22 protein-coding genes are annotated in these 20,919 nt (G+C 32.1%); 6 read left to right on the top strand and 16 right to left on the bottom strand.

What is annotated here, in order from left to right; translation table 11 throughout:
* Positions 1 to 65 precede the first annotated feature (65 nt).
* The 6 genes from tkt to BIV18_RS06810 all read right to left on the bottom strand — a co-directional run bounded on the left by tkt (position 66) and on the right by BIV18_RS06810 (position 5,229).
* The gene (gene tkt / locus BIV18_RS06835) at positions 66 to 2,015 is read right to left on the bottom strand and encodes a transketolase (protein ID WP_075659890.1); all 1,950 of its coding nucleotides are present in this window, start codon (positions 2,013 to 2,015) and stop codon (positions 66 to 68) included.
* Positions 2,016 to 2,026: 11 nt separating this feature from the next.
* Complete coding sequence (locus BIV18_RS06830) at positions 2,027 to 2,779, bottom strand: WecB/TagA/CpsF family glycosyltransferase (protein ID WP_075659889.1); 753 nt, start codon at positions 2,777 to 2,779, stop codon at positions 2,027 to 2,029.
* Between the two features lie 111 nt (positions 2,780 to 2,890).
* On the bottom strand, positions 2,891 to 3,235 hold the full coding sequence (locus BIV18_RS06825; protein WP_075659888.1) for a type II toxin-antitoxin system PemK/MazF family toxin: 345 nt from the start codon (positions 3,233 to 3,235) through the stop codon (positions 2,891 to 2,893).
* Positions 3,236 to 3,374: 139 nt separating this feature from the next.
* On the bottom strand, positions 3,375 to 3,644 hold the full coding sequence (locus BIV18_RS06820) for a hypothetical protein (protein ID WP_075659887.1): 270 nt from the start codon (positions 3,642 to 3,644) through the stop codon (positions 3,375 to 3,377).
* A gap of 10 nt (positions 3,645 to 3,654) precedes the next feature.
* Positions 3,655 to 3,912, bottom strand: coding sequence for a hypothetical protein (locus tag BIV18_RS06815; RefSeq protein ID WP_075659886.1), 258 nt, complete (start codon positions 3,910 to 3,912; stop codon positions 3,655 to 3,657).
* Positions 3,913 to 4,041: 129 nt separating this feature from the next.
* A complete protein-coding gene (locus tag BIV18_RS06810) occupies positions 4,042 to 5,229 on the bottom strand; it encodes an NAD(P)H-hydrate dehydratase (protein WP_075659885.1) in 1,188 nt (395 codons plus the stop codon).
* A 201-nt stretch (positions 5,230 to 5,430) separates the two neighbouring features.
* On the opposite strand from BIV18_RS06810, the gene tyrS reads away from it, so the two are divergent.
* Both tyrS and pepD read left to right on the top strand, forming a co-directional pair.
* Positions 5,431 to 6,657, top strand: a complete 1,227-nt coding sequence (gene tyrS, locus BIV18_RS06805; RefSeq protein ID WP_075659884.1) for a tyrosine--tRNA ligase — start codon at positions 5,431 to 5,433, stop codon at positions 6,655 to 6,657.
* Positions 6,658 to 6,664: 7 nt separating this feature from the next.
* Positions 6,665 to 8,056, top strand: a complete 1,392-nt coding sequence (pepD, locus tag BIV18_RS06800) for a beta-Ala-His dipeptidase (RefSeq protein ID WP_075659883.1) — start codon at positions 6,665 to 6,667, stop codon at positions 8,054 to 8,056.
* A 459-nt stretch (positions 8,057 to 8,515) separates the two neighbouring features.
* Here pepD and BIV18_RS06795 read toward each other — a convergent pair whose 3' ends face one another.
* Positions 8,516 to 8,908, bottom strand: coding sequence for an ATP-binding protein (locus tag BIV18_RS06795; protein ID WP_075659882.1), 393 nt, complete (start codon positions 8,906 to 8,908; stop codon positions 8,516 to 8,518).
* A 164-nt stretch (positions 8,909 to 9,072) separates the two neighbouring features.
* Between BIV18_RS06795 and rd the strand changes: the two genes are divergently transcribed.
* Positions 9,073 to 9,234: a rubredoxin gene (gene rd / locus BIV18_RS06790; protein ID WP_075659881.1), complete on the top strand. Its 162-nt coding sequence runs from the start codon at positions 9,073 to 9,075 to the stop codon at positions 9,232 to 9,234.
* Between the two features lie 90 nt (positions 9,235 to 9,324).
* Here rd and BIV18_RS06785 read toward each other — a convergent pair whose 3' ends face one another.
* Positions 9,325 to 10,185 (bottom strand): polyphosphate kinase 2 family protein, encoded by an 861-nt coding sequence (locus BIV18_RS06785; RefSeq protein ID WP_075659880.1) that lies wholly within the window; start codon positions 10,183 to 10,185, stop codon positions 9,325 to 9,327.
* On the bottom strand, positions 10,185 to 10,958 hold the full coding sequence (locus tag BIV18_RS06780; RefSeq protein ID WP_075659879.1) for a prolyl oligopeptidase family serine peptidase: 774 nt from the start codon (positions 10,956 to 10,958) through the stop codon (positions 10,185 to 10,187). The genes BIV18_RS06785 and BIV18_RS06780 overlap by 1 nt, the downstream gene beginning before the upstream one ends.
* 92 nt (positions 10,959 to 11,050) lie before the next feature.
* Here BIV18_RS06780 and mnmH point away from each other — a divergent pair, with 92 nt between their 5' ends.
* On the top strand, positions 11,051 to 12,067 hold the full coding sequence (gene mnmH / locus BIV18_RS06775) for a tRNA 2-selenouridine(34) synthase MnmH (protein ID WP_083635550.1): 1,017 nt from the start codon (positions 11,051 to 11,053) through the stop codon (positions 12,065 to 12,067).
* Here mnmH and BIV18_RS06770 read toward each other — a convergent pair.
* From BIV18_RS06770 to proC, 7 genes are all read right to left on the bottom strand, one after another.
* A complete protein-coding gene (locus tag BIV18_RS06770) occupies positions 12,060 to 12,731 on the bottom strand; it encodes a uracil-DNA glycosylase (RefSeq protein WP_075660390.1) in 672 nt (223 codons plus the stop codon). The genes mnmH and BIV18_RS06770 overlap by 8 nt on opposite strands.
* A gap of 4 nt (positions 12,732 to 12,735) precedes the next feature.
* Positions 12,736 to 14,103: an NAD-binding protein gene (locus BIV18_RS06765; protein ID WP_075659878.1), complete on the bottom strand. Its 1,368-nt coding sequence runs from the start codon at positions 14,101 to 14,103 to the stop codon at positions 12,736 to 12,738.
* Positions 14,103 to 15,557, bottom strand: coding sequence for a TrkH family potassium uptake protein (locus tag BIV18_RS06760; RefSeq protein ID WP_075659877.1), 1,455 nt, complete (start codon positions 15,555 to 15,557; stop codon positions 14,103 to 14,105). The genes BIV18_RS06765 and BIV18_RS06760 overlap by 1 nt, the downstream gene beginning before the upstream one ends.
* On the bottom strand, positions 15,547 to 16,947 hold the full coding sequence (gene trkA / locus BIV18_RS06755) for a Trk system potassium transporter TrkA (protein ID WP_075659876.1): 1,401 nt from the start codon (positions 16,945 to 16,947) through the stop codon (positions 15,547 to 15,549). Before trkA ends, BIV18_RS06760 begins: the two co-directional genes overlap by 11 nt.
* A gap of 8 nt (positions 16,948 to 16,955) precedes the next feature.
* The gene (locus BIV18_RS06750; RefSeq protein WP_083635549.1) at positions 16,956 to 18,104 is read right to left on the bottom strand and encodes a cation diffusion facilitator family transporter; all 1,149 of its coding nucleotides are present in this window, start codon (positions 18,102 to 18,104) and stop codon (positions 16,956 to 16,958) included.
* A 263-nt stretch (positions 18,105 to 18,367) separates the two neighbouring features.
* Positions 18,368 to 18,934 (bottom strand): DJ-1 family glyoxalase III, encoded by a 567-nt coding sequence (locus BIV18_RS06745; RefSeq protein WP_075659875.1) that lies wholly within the window; start codon positions 18,932 to 18,934, stop codon positions 18,368 to 18,370.
* A gap of 9 nt (positions 18,935 to 18,943) precedes the next feature.
* Positions 18,944 to 19,708, bottom strand: a complete 765-nt coding sequence (gene proC, locus BIV18_RS06740) for a pyrroline-5-carboxylate reductase (protein WP_075659874.1) — start codon at positions 19,706 to 19,708, stop codon at positions 18,944 to 18,946.
* A gap of 78 nt (positions 19,709 to 19,786) precedes the next feature.
* Between proC and BIV18_RS06735 the strand changes: the two genes are divergently transcribed.
* Both BIV18_RS06735 and BIV18_RS06730 read left to right on the top strand, forming a co-directional pair.
* Entirely contained in the window at positions 19,787 to 20,347 is a 561-nt protein-coding gene (locus tag BIV18_RS06735; RefSeq protein ID WP_075659873.1) for a chromate transporter, read from the top strand.
* Positions 20,340 to 20,897, top strand: coding sequence for a chromate transporter (locus BIV18_RS06730; RefSeq protein WP_075659872.1), 558 nt, complete (start codon positions 20,340 to 20,342; stop codon positions 20,895 to 20,897). Before BIV18_RS06735 ends, BIV18_RS06730 begins: the two co-directional genes overlap by 8 nt.
* The last annotated feature ends 22 nt before the right edge of the window (positions 20,898 to 20,919 follow it).

Genomic DNA, 20,919 nt, shown 5'->3' with positions numbered 1-20,919 from the left:
ATTCCCTCTCAATATTCCCTCTCAATGTAAAAAAGGAGGTCTCCCTCCCCTTCAATAATTTATTTTTAAAATTCTTCTATCTTTCTTCTAATATTTTCCTTTGTAAATCCAAATCTCTCGAAGACTTCCGAACCCTTTCCACTTGCTCCAAAGGTATCAATGGAAATTGCCATGCCCTTCATTCCAATATACTTGTGCCATCCAAAGGATGAAAGTGCTTCAATTGAAATCCTCTTAGTTATATTTGAAGGAAGAATTTCTTCTTTATATTCTGAACTTTGTCCGTCAAAAATTTCCATAGAAGGCATTGAAACTACACGAACACCCTTTAACCCTTCTGTTGCATCAAGTGCAAGAGAAACTTCAGAACCAGTTGCAATTACTATTTTTTCAAGCTCGCCTTCTTCTTTTTTTATTATATAAGCACCCTTGTTAATATCTCTCGATGAGTTTTCAAGTTGTGGCAAATTTTGTCTTGAAAGTGCAAGTACAAAAGGTGTGTTCTTCGAGTTAAAAGCGAGGTTAAGTGCTGCTGCTGTTTCTCTTCCGTCAGCTGGTCTTAAAACAACTACTCCAGGAATTGACCTTAACATTGCTAAATGTTCAATTGGTTCATGAGTTGGCCCGTCTTCTCCTACTCCTATGGAGTCGTGAGTGAAGATATAGACATTTGGAAGGTTCATAAGAGCGGCAAGTCTAATTGTCGGTTTTAAGTAATCGCTAAAAACTAAAAAAGTAGCTGCATAAGTTTTAAGTCCACCGTGCAATAAAATTCCATTAGTAATTGCTCCCATGGCATTTTCACGTACACCAAAAGTTAAATTTCTGCCAGTTCTGTTTTCTGCTGAGAAATATTCTTCTTCCTTTAAAATTGTCTTATTTGACGGACCTAAGTCTGCAGATCCACCAAAGATATGAATGTTTTCCTTTGCAATTTTATTTAAAACTTCTCCAGAGATGGCACGAGTTGCCATGTCCTTTTCAAAGGAATCATAATAAGAATCCTCTAAAAGTTCCTTCCTTTCAAACTTAAAGGAATTTTTGTAATCTTCGTATTCCTTTGGGTATTTTTTCGCATATTCTTCTTCGATTTTTTTCTTTTCAGAAGCTTTTTTTGTATTTTCTTCTACAATTTTTTGGAAATACTCTTTTACGTCATCTAAAACACAAAAGTCTTCGTCAGGAAGTCCAAAAAATTTTCTAGTTTCCCTTCTATTTTCTGCTCCAAGCGGTTCTCCATGAGCCTTAGCAGAATCTTCTCTAGGTGAACCATATCCGATTTTTGTCTTTACTTCAATAAGTGCTGGTCTATTAGATTTTTTAGCTTCTTCAATTTTCTCATTAATTTCATCTAGATTATTTCCATCTTCAACTAAAAAAGTATCCCATCCAAGAGCCTTATATCTTTCACGAACATTTTCAGAGAAAGCTAAATCAGTTGAACCTTCAATAGAAATTTTATTTGAATCGTAAAGTACAATTAATTTACTTAATTTTAATGTTCCCGCAAGAGATGATGCCTCGTTGGAAATTCCCTCCATTAAACATCCATCGCCTACAAGGGCATAAGTGTAGTGGTCTATAAGTTTTAAATCATCTTTATTATAAATAGCTGCAAGTTTTTCTTCTGCAATTGCCATACCAACTGCCATGGCAATGCCTTGACCTAGTGGACCAGTAGTTGCTTCCACTCCCTTAGTATGACCATACTCTGGATGCCCTGGAGTTTTTGAATCAAGTTGTCTAAAATTTTTTAAATCATCAAGGCTTAAACCATAGTCAAATAAATAGAAAAGTGAGTACAAAAGAGCCGATCCATGTCCCGCAGACAAAATAAATCTATCTCTATTTTCCCAATCTAAATCCTTAGAATCTCTTACTAAATGATTTTTAAAAAGTACATAAGCCATTGGTGCTGCACCAAGTGGTAGACCGGGATGTCCTGAATTTGCGCTTTCAATTTGATCAACTGATAGCATTCTTATAGTATTAACTGCTTTATTTTCGATATTCAAAATTTCACTCCTCATTCAACTGAATTTTTATCTCTCATAACTGCGAACAAAAACTTTGGCAAATCAATTTGTCTTTTAATCCTCGAAGGATTTTTTAAAAGTCTATATAGCCACTCCAATCCAAGCTTAATAAAAATCTCAGGAGCTCTATTTGCCCTTCCCGATAAAATATCGAGAACACCACCATTTCCAATAATAACCTTTGCCTTAATATCATCTTTAAATTCCTCTATCCACTTTTCCTGACGAGGAAAGCCAAAGCCCACGAATACAATATCAATATCCTTGCTGTTAATCTCTTCAATTATATTCTTTTCTTCACTAGATGTTTCGCCATCTATCCTAGAATTGAAATAGCCATTGTGAAATCCAGCCACATTAGCATTTTTATATTTCTCATTGACTGCCCTTGCAGCATCCTCTGCTACACCTTCCACGCCGCCTAAAAAATATAAATTTAGTCCCATTTCATCTGCAAGCTCCAATAACTTAATGGAAGTGTCAAAGCCCGTAACTCTTTCCTTTAAAGGCTTTTTTCTCATCTTTGACGCATAAATAAGACCAATTCCATCAGCTAAGACTAAATCTCCAGAATTAACTAAATGTCTAAGATTTTCATCTCTTTTAGCTGCCATGACAATTTCAGTATTTGGAGTGTAAATTTTTTTAAGACCCTTTCCCTTTAAAAAATCTCTTAAAATATTTTCACACTCTAAATTATCAATATTAAAAATTTCAACTCCAAAAATTTTTATTTTTTCCATATATCTCTCCACTATAAGTTTATCACATAGATCCTTCTATTTCTATAAATAAAAACCCAAAATAAAAGACTACCTCAAAAGAAGTAGTCTTTAAATATGTATGCTGTTCAATTATTTCATCGCCAAACTAACCTTTACTGCAGCGTCTATCTCGTCCATAACATCCTTGTCGAATTTACCGATTTTCTCCCTCAACCTTTTTTTATCTATGGTCCTCAGCTGTTCCATTAAAATTACAGAATTTTTTGGAAGTGGAACATCTTTAGCCCTTACATTTACGTGTGTTGGTAACTTCGCCTTGTTAAGTTGAGATGTAATTGCAGCAACAATTGTAGTAGGCGAGTACTTGTTTCCAATGTCGTTTTGAACAACAACTACGGGCCTTACTCCTCCCTGTTCAGATCCAATAACTGGCGACAGGTCGGCATAAAATATATCCCCTCTTTTTATCATCATATTTTTTCACCTTTTAAGGCAAGAGAGATTTTAAAGATTGATCTATGAACAATCCTAATATTATTTTAACACAATTTTAATTATTATACTTAAATAATAGGAATTAATTTTATTTTTTTACAAATTTTTAATAAATCTATTATAAATACATAGGCATTACAAAATTTATTGCAATCATAATCAATAAAGGAATTGTGTATCTTTTTGTTTCTTTTAAATTAAATTTTGTTCCACCAGGTAAATAATGCACAATTGCCGGTGCAGAAATCATTACATACCAAAGAACTTGTACATATATCGGCCCTCTAAACCTTTGGAAAAATTTTGCCACTCCTATTATTGCAAAATATGTATAAATAAGGTCAAATGCAAATAAAATTATAAAAAGTATTTTTCTATTTTTAAACATAATAACTCCCTTACATTGACATCCTAACCATGCTAATTGTAAATAAAATTAAAACTACTATATAAACTCCCATGGCTATTTTGTATCCCTTGCTCCAATTGTCCCTTTCTTTTTTTATCCAAATCAAATTTAAAACAAGAGCAAATAAACCTGGCAAGGCTACAATTATTGGACTTCTATGATTTTTGACAGACTCCGATATTGTGATTAGGACAAAAATGTTTAGGATCTGCCAAAAGGCATGGACTTTAAATGGATATGATTTCATAAAATTTCTTCATCTACTTTCACTTTTATAATAAATTAATTTTCGGTTTTTTTAATATTTACATGTAAACATTCAGTTATAGTTCGGGTTACATTACTTTAATGTTTATTATAAACCAAAAAAACAAATTTATTTTTTTTCAAAATTTTTAAATACTGTGCTTAGGTTTTTTATTAAGTCCCTTGCCCTTAGGCTAGTCTTTGAATTTTTCTTTGCATAAATATCTCCAGAAAGTCCATGAACATAAACTGCAAGTTTTGCTGCATCAAATAGGGAATAATTTTTCATAAAGGCAGAAATTATTCCAGTTAAGACATCACCAGATCCTGCCGTTGCCATGCCAGAATTTCCTGTATTATTTACATAAATTTCTTCGCCCTTTGTTACAATTGTTTTATTCCCCTTTAAGACTAAAATTACCTTATGTTTTTTTGCAAAATCAAGGGCAACTTTTTCACGATTATTTTTTATTTCTTCTAAAGATAGTTCCGTGAGCCTTGCAAACTCACCTTCATGTGGCGTTAAAATTGTTGTAAAATTCTTCCTCTCATCTAAAAGTTCTAAATTTTTTGACAAAATATTTAGTCCATCGGCATCTATCAAGAGATTTTTTTTCATCTTTATTACTTTTTCAAAGACAGCTTTGGCATATTCGCCAAGTCCCATTCCCGGACCCATGGCTATTGCGTCAAGTCCTGTTAAAAATTTTTCCATTTCCTCTAAGTTAAAAAAAGTTTTTGCAATGGGTTCAATATATTTTATAGACATAAGGTCAAAAATTTCTCGTGGCACAATATTATACACAAGACCTGCTCCTGCCTTTAATGCTGCATTTGACGATAGATAAGATGAACCTGTCATGCCAAGGGAACCTCCTACTATGGCTATTTTCCCAAAATCGCCCTTGTGTGTGTCCTCTTCTCTATTTTTCCAAAGGGATTTTATTTTTTCATCTAAAATTATTTTTTCTTCCATATTTTTAGAAATATTTTTGCAAGCTAATTTTGCAATTGCAATTGCGCAATTCCTCTCGTGGCTAATGGATAGATAAAATCTTTGGTCAAAAACTTCTGCATAGGGCATATCTTTTATGTATTTTATTTTTATGTCGTGAAAGGAAATTTTGCCTATACCAGTAGTCATTGCCTTTGAAACCGCTTCCTTTGCCGCATACATACCCGCTATTCTCTCGTAGGGATTTTTTCTCTTCCTTATTCTTTCTATTTCATCTTCATTAAAAACTTTTTGGAGAAAATTTACATGCTCCTTTATTATTTTTTCTATTCGTTTTACTTCTACAATATCTATACCAATCAAAGTTTCACCCCATTTGACAATTTATTTATTTTCGATTATTATATCATAAATAGTATGTATACAAGACGGAGAAGATATACAGTAAGCGAAAGCTGAATTACAATATTGGAGTCTATTAATTTTTGAGGCCTCGGCGAAGAAAGGTGGTACCACGAATGCGTCCTTTCATCGTGGGGTTCTTTTTATTTTTTTGGAGGAATTATGGAAAATGTATTTGATGTTTTAAGCGAGAGAGGTTATCTAGATCAGTGTACCTATGAAGATGAATTAAGGGAAATGCTGGGAAAAGAATCCGTTACTTTTTATGTTGGCTTTGATGCAACTGCAGACTCTCTAACTCTCGGCCATTTTATTCAAATTAGGGTAATGCAACATATGCAAAGGGCAGGGCACATTCCAATTGCTCTACTTGGCGGTGGAACTACAACTATTGGCGACCCATCTGGCAAGAGCGACATGAGAACTCTCATGGACAGAGAAACTATTAATTACAATGCTCAAAGATTTAAGGAACAAATTTCTAATTTCTTAGATTTTTCTGAAGGCAAGGGCATTATCGAAAATAACGCAGACTGGCTTTTGAAATTAAATTTCTTGGATTTCGTTAGAGAAATTGGCGTTCATTTTTCTGTAAATAGAATGCTACAATTTGATTGTTACAAAAACAGAATGGAACAAGGCCTTACTTTTTTTGAATTTTCTTATATGCTTATGCAATCCTACGACTTCTTATATCTTTACAGAAAACATCACTGCAAGCTACAAGTCGGTGGTTCAGACCAATGGTCTAATATCCTTGGTGGCTATGAACTCGTTAGAAAATTAGAAAACGACAAAGTTTATGCAATGACTTTTAAACTTTTAACTACTGCTGCTGGAATCAAAATGGGAAAGACTATGGCTGGTGCAATTTGGCTTGATAAGGAAAAAACTACCCCTTATGAAATGTTCCAATATTTGAGAAACTGCGATGATAGAGATGTCATCAAATTTATGAAGCTTCTCACAATGCTTCCTCTCGATAAAATTGCTGAATACGAAAAATTAGAAGGTGCTGAATTAAATAGGGCAAAGGAAGTTTTGGCTTATGAAGTTGTAAAGGACATCCACGGAGAAGAAGCTGCAAAATCCGCCCTCGATGCTTCCCATTCGCTTTTCGGTGGCAAAAAAGATTCTGATGACATACCTTCAACTGAAATGGCATCAGATAAATTTAATGAACCTGTTGGAATTTTAAATTTAATGACTGAACTAGGCCTTATTAAGACAAATTCTGAAGGTAGAAGACTTATAACTCAAGGTGGAGTTAGCATTGACGACAAAAAAATAAGTGATCCAAAACTTGAACTTACTAAAGATGATTTCAAAAATGGCGAAATTATTATTAGAAAGGGCAAAAAAGTTTATCACAAAGTTATTTTAAAGTGAGGTTAATATGAATATAGAACCAAAAAAAGTTTTTGATTATTTTGAAAAGTTATCAAAAATTCCTAGAGAATCTGGAAAGGAAAAAGCTGTCTCTGATTTTTTAAAAAAATTTGGAGAAGATGCCGGCTATGAAGTTACTCAAGATGAAAGTTTAAATATAATTATGGAAGTTCCAGCCACAAAGGGCATGGAAGATAGACCTAAGGTCATACTCCAAGGTCATATGGACATGGTTTGTGAAAAAGATAAGGATTCAGACCACAATTTTGCAACTGACCCCATTGAATTAATAGTAGATGGCGACAAACTTCACGCAAAGGATACTACCCTTGGTGCAGACGATGGAATTGGCGTTGCAATGTCAATGGCACTTGCCGAAGAGGAGCATGGTCCACTAAAAATAATTGTAACTGTGTCTGAAGAAACTGATATGCACGGAGCGAAGAATCTTGACGCAAAATATCTCGAAGGCAAGTATTTAATCAACATCGACTCCGAAGAAGAAGGAATTTTAACTGTTTCATCTGCTGGCGGAAAATTGCTACACTCAAAATTTAAACCTGAAAGGGAAAATTATTCTGGAAAAGCTTTTGCACTTGATCTCCACGGATTTTTGGGTGGACACTCTGGAATGGAAATTGCAAACAACAAGGGCAATATGATTAAAGTTATTGCAGAAATTTTAAATAAATTAAGTCATGTAAATTTAATCGACATAGACTGCGGCACAAAACAAAATGCAATCCCAAGAGAAGGAAAACTTTCTATTATTTGCGACGAAAAAGAGCTAAAGGATGCCATTAATTACGTTAAAGATAAATTTAAAAATGTCGATGGAGAACTTATCATCGAATGCGAAAAAACTTCTCACGAGGGAAAAATTTTGACAGCAGAATCTAGCGAAAAACTTGCAAAATATTTATTAGAACTCCCAACTGGACCTCATTCCTTTATAAATGAAGAAAAAAAAGTTCTTGAATCTTCATCAAATCTCGCAATAGCAAAATTAGTCGATGGAATTGCAGAAGTTTTTGTATCATTGAGATTTGCAAGCTCATCACTTTCTGAAGAATTTGGAAAAGTTTATCTAGACATAGCTGAAAAATATGGAGTCGAAGCTGAATTTATAAATCCATATCCTGAATGGGAATATAGAAGGGAATCTACTTTTAGAGAAATTGTAAAGAAAATCTATAAAGAAATGAAGGGTACTGAAATGGAAGAAGAATTTACTCACGGAGGACTTGAATGCGGAGTATTCTTTACAAAAAATAGGGATCTGGACATTATTTCCATTGGCCCAGACATTAGGGGTGCTCACTCACAAAAGGAAACTCTTTCAATTTCTTCAACTAAAAGAGTATACGAGCATCTTAAAAAAGTTCTGAAGGAAATTTAATAAAAAAAATTATGGCTGCCACTTGACAGCCATTTTTCTATTTAACAATATAAGAATATAAAACTTTTATATTTTTATATATTTTTAGTTTCTAAATATTTTTCCTTGATAATTACAACTTAATAAAACTAAAAAATTTTTTTATCACTAAATAAATTAAATTTAATACCACTGCTGCTATTAAACATATAATATACAACAAGCCTAAATTCATAATCAATTTGAAATCAATTATACCCACTTGGCTATAATCTTCAGCTGTATATGCCGCCAAAAATATTATAAATAATAAAAAAACAACTCTATTTTATAAAATAACTCTTATATTATATGATAATTATTGTTTGTAAAATGTATCTGCATAATGAAGACTTATAATCTAAAATCTACGTCTTCAACTAAATAATTTTTTTTAAAAAAAGAAACCCTAGAGGTTTCATATGTAAATTCAAATAGAATTTATAGATTTTTTATTGCGATAACTTCGTTTTTATTTAATATAAGTTGGTCTGTAAGTGCTTCAACAATTAGTAGCCCTCTGCCATTGCAATTCTTTTTTGTACAGTCATATAGAGATGTGTCAAAATCCACGCCTCTACCCTCGTCTTTTACAATTATCTTTAAAGATTTCTCGTCTAAAAGCAATTTTAGACAAACTTTTTTGTTGAGGTCTTCTTCATTGCCATGCATGGCTCCATTTACAACAAGTTCGTTTAATATAACTTTTATATCAAATAATTTTTCTTGGTCTTCTATAAAGGGATATAAATCCATAATTGCAGAATCTAAAAAATTTTTTATTAAAGATAAATCACTATTAACAAAGCCCTTAAATTTATATAAAGTATCCATAATTCTCACTCCATTTATTAAAAAATACCCATTACTTTCATCTTTTAAACTTCAATTAATATTTGTGATTTTATTATTTTTAAAATTTTACTGTATTATATTTAGTAATTTGTTATAATGAAAATAAGCTTGTGTAGCAAGTATTTTTATTAGGAGGAAGATCAATGAAAAAATACGAATGTACACTTTGTGGTTATATTTATGACCCTGAAGTAGGCGACGAAGAAAATGGAATCAAAGCGGGAACTGATTTTGCTGATCTACCAGAAGATTGGGTATGCCCACTTTGTGGAGCTGAAAAATCAGATTTTGAACCAGCTGAATAATTATATTATTGAAGGCATATGCCTTCTTTTTTTTTATGTAAAAGACCTCTTTACTTTATATAAAAAGGTCTTTTATAGATTTTAATTTAATTAATCTTCTTCTAAAATCTTTTTCCACTTGTCTAAACTTTCAAGCTCTTTTTTAGAAAGTTTTGGAAACTGTGGATTCATTTCTTTTAGCTTTTCTAAAATTACTTCTGAAACTAAGTACCTTGAAAACCACTTTTTGTCTGCTGGCACAATATACCAAGGTGCTGTTTTTGTCGAAGTTTTTACAAGCATATCGTCATAAGCCTTCATGTAATCGTCAAAATACTTTCTCTCAGTTATATCAGATGATGTGAACTTCCAGTTTTTTTCTGGTCTTTCAATTCTCTCCATAAGCCTTTTCTTTTGTTCATCTTTAGAAATGTGAAGGAAGAATTTTACAATTGTTATTCCATTGTTTGAAAGATATTCTTCAAAATTATTTATCTCTTCAAATCTTTTTTCCCAAATATCCTTAGTGACTAAATTTTTTGGAAAGGGTTGATCCAAAACTAAATTGTGAACCCTTGACACAAGAACATCTTCGTAATGACTTCTGTTAAAAATTCCAATTTCGCCACGAGGTGGTAATTCCTTTGTAACTCTCCATAGATAATCGTGATCCAATTCATTTTCACTTGGCTTTTTGAAGGAGGCAACCTTTGTGCCCTGTGGATTTACGCCAGTCATAATGTTTTTAATAAGAGAATCCTTTCCCGCAGCATCCATTGCTTGTAAAACTATTAATAAGGACTGATTGTTTTCTGCGTAAAGTTTTTCGTGATATTCACGCATCTTCTCAATGTTCTCGGGAATTAAGACTTCTTTTACTTCCTTTTTTTCTAACTTGCCTTTATAAGAAGTTGGAACATCGTATAAATTTAATTTTTCCTTTCCTTTTACCAAGTATCTCGCTGTATTCATTAAAACCCCGCAATTTCTTTAGAAAAAATAATTGACGCTTCGAGCATTTGAGTGGTAACTTGATGAGATGTGGCTTCAAAAGTTTGAAAATCCAAAAGTTTTTTGTCGCTATAAATTTTTTCAATTTTCCTCGCAAAGGACTCTTGACCAGCTGGGTCAATTATATCATCGTCTTCTCCATTGTATAGTACAATTGGTCTATCTTTAAAATTTTCTGGGCTATCCATTGGATTCATATCTAGGAAAAATTCATTAATCCTAAATTCATTTTCGTCAATCTTTTCTTCCTTTTTAATCTTATTTAAAGCATCTACAAGTGCATGCCAATCGTTTATACCATTATAAACAAAGGCCATTTTCAAATCTTTTTTAAAATTATAAAGCCCTCCTGCAGTTATAGCACCCATGGAATGACCGCCTACTGCAATTTCATTTTCAGGATAATTTTCTTCTATAAATTTAAAAATTGAAGGTGCCTCTTCAATATTGTGCATGATGACTTTTAAAATATACTTAGCCTCAATGTCTTCGGCTGTATAGTCGAGATCTATATTATTTCTCTCTCCATGATATCTTGCATCGGGTAAAATTACTCTATATCCATAGCTGGCAAAAATATTTCCACGGAAAATTTGATTTTCCTTACAAGAACCCCAACCGTGGTAGAAAACAATTGTCTTATTTGTTTTCAAGTTGGGCTCAATAATTATCGCAGGAACTTCTCCTATATTTATCTTATTTATATCTGAATAATTCATTTTTAAATACTCCATAATTCACCTCAGTTACATTATATCAAAATAATTTTTTTTGCAAATTTATTTTATGCTTTTAAATTACATGATATATTATTATTGGTGATATTTTGAAATACGAATTAAATTATGAAGAAATTCATAAAATGATAAAAAATGGCGAAAAAATAAAATTTATAGACATGAGAAGTCCAAGGGAGTTTAATGAAAATAGAATTCCCGGCGCAGTTAATCTTCCTATACTAGATGATGAAGAACGGAAAATTGTCGGAACAACTTATGTAAGGGAAAGTGTGGAAAAAGCAAAATACCTTGGAATAAATTTTGCAAAGGATAAGCTTTTAGATTTCTATGAAAAAGTTATTGAACTCACAGGAAATTATGATCATGTGATAATTTATTGCTCTCGTGGCGGCTACAGGTCCAATGTGTTTTTTTCATTTCTGCGTGCCCTTAATGTGAATGTAAAAAAATTAATTGGCGGATACAAGGCATACAGAAAATATATTAATGAAAACCTAGATAATTTAATTGCACAAAAGGATTTTGTAATTTTGTGCGGCAAAACCGGCGTTGGAAAAACTGAAATTTTAAAAACTTTAAGTTCCAACTTTCCCGTGCTTAATTTGGAAAAACTTGCAAACCACAGAGGTTCAATTTTTGGTGGAATTGGATTAAATAATCAGCCTTCTCAAAAATATTTTGAATCACTTCTATTTGAAGCCTTGGATAATGATGAAAAAACTTTTTTCACCGAAGGAGAAAGTGCAAAAATTGGAAATATTCAGCTGCCAAAAATTTTAATTGAAAAAATTTCTTCTGGCAAAAAGATAGTTATAGAAGATAAAATAGAAAACCGCATAGCAAGAATTAAGAGAGATTACAATTTGTCCAATAAAGATGAGATCTATAAGGCTTTAATAGAAATTAAAAAATTTATTTCTCATAAAAAAGAAAGTATTTACTTAGAAAAATTTTACGAAGGCGATTACGACTTTTTAATCCGCGATCTCTTGTTAAATTATTACGACCCTAATTACAAAAAAAATTACAGCAGTGATGATTTGCATTTGGCAAATGATTCTGCTGTAATAAAAAATATTTTAAATTTTAAAAATTCTATTTGACTTCCCAGGTAGGTGGCGTAACTCCTCTTTCTCTTAAAAATTCATTTGCTCTAGAGAAGGGTTTAGAACCAAAAAAACCTCTGTTGGCAGAAAGTGGCGATGGATGCACGCCTTCTATTACAAGATGATTTTTATTATTTATAAATTTTTTGCGAGCCTTTGCGTGATTGCCCCATAGTATGTAGACAATGGGCTCTTTTTTTTCATTTATTTTTTCTATGACTGCATTTGTAAAAATTTCCCAACCAATTTTTGCATGGCTCATTGGCTGATGTGCTCTCACAGTTAATGTTGTATTTAAAAGCATTATGCCTTCGTCTGCCCACGATTTTAAATAACCTGTGCTTGGTATTGGAAGCCCTAGATCTGAATTAAGTTCTTTATAAATGTTTTGAAGTGAAGGCGGAATCATAACACCATCCTTCACAGAAAAAGCAAGTCCGTGAGCTTGACCAACATTGTGATAGGGATCTTGTCCTAAAATCAAAACTTTTAAATCCTTGTAAGATGTATAGTGAAAGGCGTTAAAAATATCTTCAGCCTTTGGAAATATTTCGTAATGTTTGTATTCTTCAATTAAAAGTTTTCTAAGTTCTTTGTAATAATCTTTTTCAAACTCTTCTTCCAAAATTTCTTGCCAGTCGTTTTTAAAAATTGTCTTCACCAAATCATCTCCTGAAAAAATCAAAAATACTTTTCTTTAACGTTGGATCAATTAGCTCTTCAAGTTCCTTCCTGCTTTCATTTGTAGAAAAAATTACAAGCCTATCGCCCTTTTCAATTCTCGTATTGCCCCTAGGAATTACTGCTGAATTGTCGTATCTAATTATTCCTCCAATAATAATTTCTCTATGAAGATTAATTTCAGATAATTTTTTGCCAATGTAAATAAAATCGTCGGGGATTTTTATTTCATAAACTTGTGCCTTGCCTCCAAACATATAGTTTATTGAAACCTTCATATCCGTGTTAATGGATTTAATAATTTCATTTGCTACAATGACCTTTGGATCAATAACTCTATAAATGCCAAGGCTTTCTAAAATATTATCGTAGTTGTTGTCCCTTTGTATAATTACATTTCTTGAAATTCCATGATTTCTCGCCATAAGTCCAAGAACGATGTTTAGCTCGTCAGAATCCGTCATAGAAATAAAAACTGCATCCTTTGAAATATTTTCTTCCTTAAAAATTTTGTCATTTTTTAAATTTTTATTTACAACAAAGGCTCTATTGAGTTTTTTTCTAAAGTCTTCAAATTTTTCTCTATTTGGTTCAATTATTTTTAAATTTACATTTTCAAGATTAGCAATAATCCTGTTAAAAGTCATGTCTCCAGATGCAATTACTACATCTCTTACTTCTTCTTTCTCCTTTATCTCAAAATGAGAGTATTTAAAATTTCTAATATCTCTTGAAAGTCCCATTAGATACATGTAGTCGCCACTTTTTAAAATAGTTTCACCATCAGGAACTATTAAATCGCCCTCTCTAAGTATCCCAACCACCAAAATTGTCGAAAGAGATCCAATTTCCTTTATCTTTAAATTTTCAAACTCCTCATCCATGTCGATGTAGTGACCTGTAACTTCAATTTTCCCCTTGCCAAAATAATCTGCTTCATAATAGTTGGAGCTTCCAATTAATTTTGTCGCAAGTTTTGCACACTCAAGACTTCTGTTAAAAATATTTACAATATTTGGGAGAGAATTTTTTATAATTCCAATTTCAGAAATATTTTCCATTTCATCAAGACGTAAAATTATTTTTACACTGAGATCTTTAAAAATTGATGCCATTATTAAATTTGTCTTGTCGCTATCTGTCGCTATGATAGCATAATCATAGCTTTCTAAATCCATAGTCAAAACAAAATCTTCGTCTAATACATCGCCCTTAATTTTTGTCACAGTGTTTGTGATTTTTTCAAAGTTTAACTCATCTCTATCAACTACATCTATTTCAAATTTTTCTAGGCTAAGTGTATTTGCAATTGTAGATCCAACTTTTCCTGAACCAATAATTAAAATTTTCATTATAATTTAATAATATCCTTTCTATGTCTACTCCTTGAGAATAATGCTAAAATCGTAAAAAATTCAAGCCTTCCAAGAAGCATAAGTGCACTAAAATATAATTTTAAAAAGTCGCTATAAAAATAAAAGTTTTTTGTCGGACCAATTTCTCCAAATCCTGGACCTACATTTGAAAGTGTAGTTGTAACAGAAGAAAATCCTGTTATGATATCTGTTCCAGAAAGTGTAACTATGCCAGTTGAAATTATTGCAATTACAAAATAAGTCCCAAGGTAAGCATTTATTCCAAGGACAACTTCATCAGATAGAGTTTTTCCATCGGATACAACTGGAAGAACTGCCTTTGGATGTGTAGCCTTCCTCATTTCTCTTTTTATAAGTTTTAATAGAATTGAAATCCTAATGATTTTAATTCCACCGCCAGTTGAACCAGCACATCCACCAAAAATCATTAGTATTAACAAAATAAATTTTGAAAAACTTGGCCACAAATCATAATCTGCATTGGCAAAACCAGATGTAGATGATATTGATGTAACTTGAAAGGCTGAATCTCTAAAGGCTATAAAAAGCGAGTTGTAACCCTTTGAAAATAAATCTAAAGCAATTAAAACAATTGAGCCCACTGTAATTAAAATCCAAAGTTTTAACTCGTCGTTTTGAAGAACTTCTTTGAATTTTTTTCTAGAAATTAATGCATATATAGTAAAGTTTGTTGAACTCAAAAACATAAAAAACGCAAGAATAAAGTGAACAGCATTTCCTTTATAAGACATAAAAGAATCGTTATAAGAGGAAAAACCACCAGTGCCAAGTACTCCAAAAGTGTGAACGAAGCTATCAAAAGCAGGCATGCCTGCAATTTTTAAACATATAAAAAGTGCAGCAGATAAAGTAATGTAAATAATATAAAGTCTTTTTGAAGATTGAGAAATCGTAGACTCAATTTTGCCTGCAACTGGTCCTGGTGACTCTGCCTTAAATATTTGAAATCCTCCTACTCCAAGTTTTGGAAGAAGTCCAACAGTAAATACAAGTATTCCCATACCTCCAATCCAGTGAGTAATAGATCTCCAAAGAATAATTGATCTTGGAAAGGATTCTATTCCTGATATAACTGTGGCGCCTGTCGTCGTAAAGCCCGATACAATTTCAAAAAAGGAGTCCACATAAGTCATTTTTGCTGAAATAAAAAGGGGAATTGCTCCAACAATGGATACTAAAATCCAAGATGCTGTTACGATTAAAATTCCATCTCGGGGTGCAAGAGAAATCTTTTTTACTTTTAGGTTGATTAAAATTAATCCCAAAAAAGCAGCAATTGCCATTGGGATTATAAAGCCATTAGCACTTCCATCTCTCTCTATTAAGCTAAGTATAAGAGATGGTGCCATAAAAGCTGTTTCTATTAACAATATATAACCGAGTATTTTTGAAATAAGCTTATAGTTCATCCAATTTCCCTCGATTCTTAAAAGATTTTAGTACATCATTTAATTTCCCTTCCGATGAAAAAAACTTTTGCATCTTTGGTGCAACTTCATGTTTTGAGAATAAAACAATCCTATCACCAACTTGTAGAACTGTCTTTCCATTTGGAACTATCATTTTATTATTTCTCACTACAGCAATAATAAGGATTCCCTCTGGAAGATTTAATTCTTCAAGTGATTTGCCACAAACCAAATATTTTTCCTTTATAATTAATTCTGCACATTCAACTTGTCCATTTAACAAAAGATGAAGTGAAAGAGAGCTCTTTCCTCTGATTTCCTTTAACATTTCTGCAGCTGTTATATAAGAAGTATTGAAAACGGCATCTATGTCTAATTTATCTAAAATCTTGTCGTAATTGGTTCTGGAAATCTTTGCAACAGACTTATAAATTCCAGTTTGTTTTGCAACAAGACTCATAAGTAAATTTGCCTCGTCAATTCCAGTTGCTGCTACAAAGGCATCATAAGTGTGCAACATCTCTTCTTCAAGGATGCCTATGTCAGTTCCGTCTCCATTTATTATCTCTGCGTCTGGCACAATTTCCTTTAATTCAAGGCATCTCTCTCTATTGATTTCTACAATTGTAACATTAATATTTTCTTTTAATAAAAGTATGGCAAGGTATAATCCAGTTTTCCCGCCGCCTAAAATCATTGTGCTTCTAAGAGATCTAGTTTTTTTTACACCAGTATGTTCCTTGTCAAACAATTCTATATTTTCGGATTTTCCTGCTAAAATTATTACGTCGTTTTCTTCAAGGACTGTACGACCATTTGGTATAATAGCATCACCATTTCTTGAAATCGCAGAAATCAAGAGATTGTTAATTTTTTCGATATCCATAATTCTTTTACCACTAAAATTTGGATCCTTTGCAATATTAAATTCAACAAGGGAAACTTTTCCGTCCGCAAATTCATCATAGTAAAGTTGATATCTCTTCATGAGGTACTTTACAATGTACCTTGCCGTAGCATTGTCTGGATTAATAATTTTATCTATCTCAAGTTCCTTTGATATGAAATCCAAGTGTTTTCTATACTCGGGATCTCTAACTCTCGCTATGGCATATTTTGCTCCAAGCTTTTTTGAAATTGTACAAACTATTACATTAGCCTCATCATTAGTAGTTGTTGCAATTACATAATCAAATAGAGATATATCAAGTTCTTCCAAAACTCCAAAATCAAGCGCATTTGCACAAATACTAAAAACGTCAAGAGAATTTGAAATATTTTCAATTACGTCCTCGTCATTATCTACTACTGTTACTTCGTAATTCTCACCTATTAGTGAAGCTGCAAGTCTATAACCTAATTTACCAGCACCTACAACTAAAGCCTTCATATTTCCTCCTAAAAAATCGGATCTAAAATTATTTCAAAATCATAGTCCTCATAAATTGATTTTAATTTATCAACTAGCTCTCTTTTCAGAGCCTCTTTTTCCTTCAAACTATAAACAGCGTCGGCATTATAATCAATGTCGATGTATATTTTTTTATCTTCAAGCACTATATCGTGAAAAGAATAAATATTTAAACTTTCTCTAATAATTTTTTTAAGATCTTCTGACACTGATTTAATTATGGCGCTACTGCTGCCCAGTGGATCAGCGTGAATAATTAGCTTGATTCCTAAAAGTTCAGATATTTCCCTTTCCACTTTATCTACTATATTATGCGCCTCTTCAAGTGTCAAATTATAATCAAGAGCAGCATCAATTAATACAATTATGTTGTCTGGGCCAAAATCTGTTACCATCATATTATGAACATTGGATATACCATCATAAGTTGAAACCTTTGACTTTATCTCGTGCTTAGTTTCTTCTGTAAGACCTCTACCCAATATAATTGAAATAGTTTCATAAATTAGAGATAGTGCAGTGTATAAAATAAATAGTGCCACCAAGACTCCAACATAGCCATCTAAATTTTTTCCAGTAAATTTTTCTATAATTATAGAAATAATTACCACAAGGGTAATAAGTGTGTCGCTAAGGGAATCCTTCTCCTGTGCCTTTAATGTTACCGAATCAATTTCCCTCGCCACATGAGAATAAAGAGACGCTTGCCAAAATTTTATAAATACAGTTATTATTAATACCAAAATTGTAGAACTTGGATATCTTATATCTATGGGATGCAAAATTTTTTCAACAGAAGTCCTCAAAAATTGAAAACCAACTGAAAGTACAATACCACTTACTACAAGTGATATTAAATACTCAAGCCTTCCGTGACCATAGGGATGATCTCTATCCCTTGGCTTTGAAGCAAGTTTTATCCCAAAAATTGAAATAATTGAACTAGCACAGTCCGTAATATTATTAACAGCATCAGACAATATGGAAATTGAACCTGTAAAAGTATATAAAATAACTTTTAAAAGGGCCGCAAATATATTTGACAATAGTCCAAGAATAGATGTCTCCTTTGCAATTTTCGCTCTATCGTAGCCATAGGCATTAGTGCCTCTTTTTAAAATGAGTTTTGCTAACATTTATCCTCCATAAATAAAAACAGGCACAATGCCCATTTTTAAAATTTATTATAATTATATTCATTATAGCACTGAAATATTAGTAATAAAAGAAAAGGATCAAGAATTCAAAAGCCAACTTCAATCTAATTTATAAAAATATTAATTAAAACTTATAGGATTATATTTGCCCTCAATTCAAAATCCTATAAGTTTTTTTTGCAAAAAATGTACCAAAGCATGCTCTGGTACATTAAAAATTATTTTATTCCTTTTATCGCAAATCAAATAAATTTTTTAAGTTTATGAAGTAATAATCCTTCTGCAACTTCATCTGCCTTTTCCTTTGAATCTAGTATCTCAACTAATTTTACTCCAAGTAAAATTGCTAAAGCAGGTCCCATTGCTGTAATAATGTTTTTTTCAACGACTACTGCTTCATCTTGTGGATCTTTTACTTTAAGTCTATTTTCTACTCCTGGATAGCAGGTAAATTTGCCATCTTTTAAAATTCCTGCTGCATCTAGAACCTGTGGTCCTGCACAAATTGCGACAACTTTTCTCCCATTGTCGTTAAATAAATTTGTACATTCAACAACTTTTTTATCCTTCATTAAATTTGTGGCACCAGGTTGTCCTCCTGGAATGTACATCGCCCTATAATCTTCAATATTTATTTCATCAAAGATTTTGTCGGCGATGACCTTTACATCGTGAGTTCCTCTAACTTCATTTCTGTCAGTAATAGAAACTGTTTCAACTTTAAGATTAGCCCTTCTAAGCACATCTACAATAGTTAATGCTTCAATTTCTTCGAAACCATCCGCTAAAAATACCAATAAATCTTTCATAATGACCTCCTATTTATTCATAATAGAATCCACTGCATTTATAATTGCAGATCTAAAACCATCCTTCTCCAAAGACTTTAATCCCTTAATAGTTGTACCGCCTGGTGTAGTAACTTGATCCTTTAACTCACCTGGATGAAGACCAGAAACTCTAACCATATTTGCAGATCCAGCCACAGCTTGTGAAATTACTCTATAAGCCACATCTCTCTTCATTCCATAAGATACTGCCGCATCTGCTGCTGCCTCAATATACATATAGACATAAGCAGGCATACAACCGCAAACTGCTTCATAAATTTTTATATTTTTTTCTTCAACAATTTCAGTTTCTCCAAAGGAAGAGAAGATTTTTCTTAATTCCCTTAATTCTTCATCTGAAATATTTTTGCCTGGACAAATTCCTGTCATTGAATTTAAAATTTTCGCAGGTGTATTTGGCATTGCCATCAAAAGTTTTTTCCCTGGCAATTTTTCTTCTAATTTTTTTAAATCGTAACTTGATGTAACGGAAATTATTATTTGATTTTCTACGCTTTCCTTAATTTTATCCAACAATTCGTCATAAGCATAGGGCTTAACTGTAAGAATTACTGCATCAGCATTTTTCACTACATCCACCTCTGACTCGACAATATTTGCCCTCTCAAAACCCTTAAATTCATCTCTTTTGTCTTTATTTATATCATATAGAAAAGTTTCTATATTATTATCTAAAAGACCCTGTGCCATGGCAGACCCCATATTGCCAAGACCTACTATTCCCATCTTCATTACAACCACTCCTTAATTAGATTATACACGATATTATTTAATTTTTCATTTATGTGCTATAATTAATTAGGTGATTTTATGAAAAATATTTCTTTGTTAAAATTATTTTTAACATTTTTTAAAATAAATGCCATAACTTTTGGTGGCGGATATACTATTGTACCTGTTATAAAGGATATTTTTGTTTCTGACTTAGAACTAATAGATGAAGATGATATGATGGACATAGTTGCCATTTCTCAAGGTGGACCTGGTGCCATGGCAATTTCTTGTTCAGTCTTAACTGGGTATTACTTAAGGGGTCCTATTGGTGCTATAACTTGTCTAATTGCATCCTCTCTTCCCTGTTTGATAATTTTATCTATAATTTCAAATTTTTATCAAGAATTTAAAACTAACTTTTATATAAAGGCAGCTCTTGAAGGCATTAGTGGAATAATATCCGCAGTTTTATTTATTACAGTTTTTCGCATGGGAATTTCTTCCTACAAAAAAAATTCAAAATTTAGCGTCGTAATGATTGTACTGGTCTTTTTAGTTGCTTTCTTTACAAAGATTAACACGGGACTAATTATTCTATTATGTGCAATAGCCGGAATTTCTTATTTTAGTGTAATGGAGAGATACAAAAATGTTTGATTTATTTTTAATTTTCTTTAAAATCGGATGCTTTGCCTTTGGCGGAGGCTACGCAGTAATACCTTTAATTTCAAAATATGTTGTAGAAGAAAACGGCTGGATAAACACCAGAGAATTTATAGATTTAATTTCAATCTCACAAATGACCCCAGGACCTATCGCCATAAATTCTGCAACTTTCGTTGGACAAAATATACACGGAATAATTGGATCAATTATTGCAACTACAGGTTTTGTACTTCCACAATTTGTTTTGATGACGATTCTAGGTTACTTTTTATTTAGCAAGGACAAAAAATTTAAAATTATGGATTACTCCCTTCTTGGAATAAAGGCAGGAGTTGTATCACTAATTTTTATAACTACTCTAAAATTATTCAAGTCCTCAGTTTTTCCAGAAGGAATTAAACTTGAAGGCATGAGCATAGCCGCACTGATTTCCTTTGTACTTGGTTTTATCCTCTATCTAAAAAAAGTAGACCTATTTAAGTTAATAGGTCTTGGTGCAATAATTGGCATCGTAGTGAAACTTTCCTTAAATTATATTTAAAAGTGATGGTGGTGTTGCAAAA

It is taken from the genome of Peptoniphilus grossensis, assembly GCF_001940285.1.
GTDB lineage: Bacteria > Bacillota > Clostridia > Tissierellales > Peptoniphilaceae > Peptoniphilus_A > Peptoniphilus_A faecalis.
Note: the sequence above shows the minus strand (reverse complement) of the source record. Positions and strands in the feature narration are given on the sequence as shown.

Bases quoted from the DNA above. Each gene is read 5' to 3' on its own strand.
- BIV18_RS06830 (WP_075659889.1), bottom strand. From the start codon at position 2,779: ATGGAAAAAATAAAAATTTTTGGAGTTGAAATTTTTAATATTGATAAT.
- BIV18_RS06825 (WP_075659888.1), bottom strand. From the start codon at position 3,235: ATGATGATAAAAAGAGGGGATATATTTTATGCCGACCTGTCGCCAGTT.
- BIV18_RS06820 (WP_075659887.1), bottom strand. From the start codon at position 3,644: ATGTTTAAAAATAGAAAAATACTTTTTATAATTTTATTTGCATTTGAC.
- BIV18_RS06815 (WP_075659886.1), bottom strand. From the start codon at position 3,912: ATGAAATCATATCCATTTAAAGTCCATGCCTTTTGGCAGATCCTAAAC.
- tyrS (WP_075659884.1), top strand. From the start codon at position 5,431: ATGGAAAATGTATTTGATGTTTTAAGCGAGAGAGGTTATCTAGATCAG.
- pepD (WP_075659883.1), top strand. From the start codon at position 6,665: ATGAATATAGAACCAAAAAAAGTTTTTGATTATTTTGAAAAGTTATCA.
- BIV18_RS06795 (WP_075659882.1), bottom strand. From the start codon at position 8,908: ATGGATACTTTATATAAATTTAAGGGCTTTGTTAATAGTGATTTATCT.
- rd (WP_075659881.1), top strand. From the start codon at position 9,073: ATGAAAAAATACGAATGTACACTTTGTGGTTATATTTATGACCCTGAA.
- BIV18_RS06785 (WP_075659880.1), bottom strand. From the start codon at position 10,185: ATGAATACAGCGAGATACTTGGTAAAAGGAAAGGAAAAATTAAATTTA.
- BIV18_RS06780 (WP_075659879.1), bottom strand. From the start codon at position 10,958: ATGGAGTATTTAAAAATGAATTATTCAGATATAAATAAGATAAATATA.
- BIV18_RS06765 (WP_075659878.1), bottom strand. From the start codon at position 14,103: ATGAAAATTTTAATTATTGGTTCAGGAAAAGTTGGATCTACAATTGCA.
- BIV18_RS06760 (WP_075659877.1), bottom strand. From the start codon at position 15,557: ATGAACTATAAGCTTATTTCAAAAATACTCGGTTATATATTGTTAATA.
- trkA (WP_075659876.1), bottom strand. From the start codon at position 16,947: ATGAAGGCTTTAGTTGTAGGTGCTGGTAAATTAGGTTATAGACTTGCA.
- BIV18_RS06750 (WP_083635549.1), bottom strand. From the start codon at position 18,104: ATGTTAGCAAAACTCATTTTAAAAAGAGGCACTAATGCCTATGGCTAC.
- BIV18_RS06745 (WP_075659875.1), bottom strand. From the start codon at position 18,934: ATGAAAGATTTATTGGTATTTTTAGCGGATGGTTTCGAAGAAATTGAA.
- proC (WP_075659874.1), bottom strand. From the start codon at position 19,708: ATGAAGATGGGAATAGTAGGTCTTGGCAATATGGGGTCTGCCATGGCA.
- BIV18_RS06735 (WP_075659873.1), top strand. From the start codon at position 19,787: ATGAAAAATATTTCTTTGTTAAAATTATTTTTAACATTTTTTAAAATA.
- BIV18_RS06730 (WP_075659872.1), top strand. From the start codon at position 20,340: ATGTTTGATTTATTTTTAATTTTCTTTAAAATCGGATGCTTTGCCTTT.